At 69.8% G+C, this 3,244-nt stretch carries 2 protein-coding genes and 1 riboswitch; both genes read left to right on the top strand.

Annotated features, from left to right (window positions below):
- The first annotated feature begins 20 nt into the window (after positions 1-20).
- Positions 21-470, top strand: coding sequence for a GNAT family N-acetyltransferase (locus JWQ05_RS12655; protein WP_299658800.1), 450 nt, complete (start codon positions 21-23; stop codon positions 468-470).
- A 195-nt stretch (positions 471-665) separates the two neighbouring features.
- Positions 666-2,894, top strand: coding sequence for a transglycosylase domain-containing protein (locus tag JWQ05_RS12650; RefSeq protein ID WP_299658799.1), 2,229 nt, complete (start codon positions 666-668; stop codon positions 2,892-2,894).
- 89 nt (positions 2,895-2,983) lie between these two features.
- Positions 2,984-3,187: riboswitch (cobalamin riboswitch) on the top strand.
- The last annotated feature ends 57 nt before the right edge of the window (positions 3,188-3,244 follow it).

Here is a 3,244-nt window from a genome sequence, read left to right as displayed (position 1 = left end):
CTGGCTGAAGGGAGAACAGGGTGGCGGGCCGTTACGGGCTGGAGATCCGGGCGGCGACGAGTGCCGACGCGCCCGGGTTGTCCGAACTCCTGCGGGCGGCTGGCCATCCTCTCGCTCCCAACATCCTGTCGCAGCGCCTCGAAGCCCTGCGGCCGGAACCGGGCGCGGCCCTCGTCGCGATGGAATGGGGCCCGCCGAGCGGACTGATCCTCCTGCACTGGTATCGGTCGCTGGATTCGAGCCTGCCGACCGCACAGATCACCACTCTGGTGGTTGGCCCGGACGAGCGCCGACGCGGCATCGGCCGGCTCCTGATCAAAGCCGCTTCCCAGGCCGCGCGCTCCGCCGGATGCGGCGCAATCCAACTCCTGATCGGTCCCGACCAGCCAACGCTGCAGGCTTTTGGCGCGGCAACCGGATTTTCAGAACACGGGACCGTTCTCCTCAGGCCCTTGCGCAAGAAGGCGTGACCCTGGCGGTCAAGCGACCTCATTTGCCCATCAGGGCTTCACATCGGCGCACGCGCGGCCTGCGGCTTTGGAAATTTCCCTGTTTTATCAATATCTTGAAAAACCAGCCGGTTAACACCCCTTAAACCCGCCGCATTTACCGTGCGCAAGCAGGGTCGCTCGAATCGCGAACGAACCTTGGGGCAGACGGGACGCATGGCGACGGGACGCGGGCGGGCAGGCAGGGGTGAGCCGAACTTCGACGTGCCCGAAGGGCGCGCGGGAAACCCGGCCGACCTCGACCTGCGCCTGTCGCGGTCCGATCGCGCGGGAGGCGGCGTGGCACGAGGCGAGACGGGTACGAAGGGCGGGCGCCGGGACGGCGCCGGCAAGGGCCCCGCACGGGGCGCCGCATCCCGGTCTCCGCCCCTCCGCAAGGCGCCGCGCCGGGCGCGCCGTTCGATCCTCGGACGCCTCGTCTATCTCGGGCTCGTGCTCGGCCTCTGGGGCGTGATCGGCATCGCCGGCCTCGTCGCCTACCACGCCTCGCAACTTCCGCCGATCGACCAGTTGGCCGTGCCCAAGCGCCCGCCCAACATCGCGATCCTGGCGAGCGATGGCTCGCTGCTCGCCAATCGCGGCGAGACCGGCGGCCGGGTGGTGAGCATCAGGGAATTGCCGCCCTACCTGCCGCGCGCCTTCGTGGCGATCGAGGACCGGCGCTTCTACAGCCATCTCGGCGTCGACCCCGTGGGCATCGCCCGGGCGGTAGCCCAGAACATCACCCGCCGGGGCGTCTCGCAGGGCGGCTCAACGCTGACGCAGCAGCTCGCCAAGAATCTGTTCCTGACGCCCGAACGCTCGGCCTCGCGAAAGATCCAGGAGGCGATCCTCGCCCTGTGGCTGGAGCACAAGTACACCAAGGACGAGATCCTCGAACTCTACCTCAACCGGGTCTATTTCGGCGCCGGCGCCTACGGCGTGGAGGCGGCGGCGCAGCGGTACTTCGGCAAGCCCGCCAAGGCCGTCACCCTGGCGGAGGCCGCGATGCTCGGCGGCCTCGTGCAGGCGCCCTCGCGGCTGGCCCCGAACCGCAACCTGCCCGCCGCCCAGGCGCGGGCCGCGCAGGTGCTCGCCGCCATGGAGGAGCTGGGCTTCGCCAAGCCCGCCGACGCCAAGCTGGCGCTGGCGACCCCGGCCCGCCCGACCAGCGTGCGCGGCGGCGGCTCGGCCAATTACGTGGCCGACCTCGTGATGGACGTGCTCGACGACTTCCTGCCGAAGTTCGAGAGCGACATCGTCATCGCGACCACGGTCGATACCGGCTTGCAGGCGGCGGGCGAGAAGGCCCTCGTCGACGAGCTGAACCAGAAGGGCGGCCGCTACAACGTCGCCCAGGGTGCCCTCGTCTCGATGAAGCCCGACGGCGCGATCCGCGCCTTGGTCGGCGGGCGCGACTACGCCCAGAGCCAGTTCAACCGCGCCACGACGGCCAAGCGCCAGCCCGGCTCCTCGTTCAAGCCCTTCGTCTACCTCGCGGCCGTCGAGCACGGCCTCACCCCCGACACCGTGCGGGACGATGCGCCGATCAGCATCAAGGGCTGGAACCCCGAGAACTACTCGCGCGACTATCGCGGCCCCGTGACCCTGCGCGATGCGCTCGCGCTCTCGCTCAACACCGTGGCAGTGCGCCTCGGCCAGGAGGTCGGCCCGAAGACCGTGGTGCAGACGGCCCAGCGCCTCGGCATCTCGTCGCCCCTCCAGGCCAACGGCTCGATCGCGCTCGGCACCTCCGAGGTGACGCCGCTCGAACTGGTCGGCGCCTACGCGGCCTTCGCCAATGGCGGCACGGGGGTGATCCCCTACGTCATCGCCAGCGTGAAGGGGGCCGACGGCAAGGTCCTCTACAAGCGCAAGGAAGGCGGCCTCGGACGCGTCATCGACGCCAACGCGGTCTCGATGATGAACGCGATGATGCACGAGACCTTCGTCACCGGCACCGCCAAGAAGGCCGAAGTGCCGGGCTGGGACCTCGCCGGCAAGACCGGCACCAGCCAGGACTTCCGTGATGCCTGGTTCATCGGCTTCTCCTCGACGCTGGTGACCGGGATCTGGCTCGGCAACGACGACGGGGAATCCACCAAGAAGGTCTCGGGCGGCAACCTGCCGGGCGAGATCTGGAAGGCCTACATGACGGTGGCGCTGAAGGGCCAGACCCCGACGTTGCTTCCTGGCGCCAACCGCTGGCGCATCCGTGCCCCGGCCGAACCGGCGGTGACGAACAGCACCCCCGGCGGCCTGATCGGCGCGCTACTCGGCGAACCACAGGCCGCAGCACCTGCTCCCCGCGCGGCAAGCCCGCCCGCACGCCACGCCGATGCGAGCCGTGGCCCGAGCCAGGACGACCGGAACTTCCTGGAGAAGCTGTTCGGCGTCGGGGAATAGGCGCGCGCCGCGCACGCGACGATTGTCACCCGTCCGGCACACCCTTCGCCAAAGCCCTGCCGGGCCATTGACGGGGGAGTGCCGGAACGGGCCTGCTCGCGTCCGACGGTTCCTCCCCGGAGGATCAAAAGGGAACGCGGTGAGGACCTTCGTGCCCGAAGCCGCGGCTGCCCCCGCAACTGTAAGCGGCGAGCCCATCATCAACACGTCACTGGGGGCCTTCGCCTCTGGGAAGACGATGAGAGGGCGGTGACCCGCGAGCCAGGAGACCTGCCGTCAGCCGTGGTCACACGCGGAACGCATCGGGCGGGGTGTCCTGGTGGGTGTCGGGGCGCTCGCATGTGGCGAAC

Source organism: Methylobacterium sp., assembly GCF_028290105.1.
Lineage (GTDB): Bacteria > Pseudomonadota > Alphaproteobacteria > Rhizobiales > Beijerinckiaceae > Methylobacterium.
Note: the sequence above shows the minus strand (reverse complement) of the source record. Positions and strands in the feature narration are given on the sequence as shown.

Coding starts and splice junctions, on each gene's coding strand:
- JWQ05_RS12650 (WP_299658799.1), top strand. CDS start 666: ATGGCGACGGGACGCGGGCGGGCAGGCAGGGGTGAGCCGAACTTCGAC.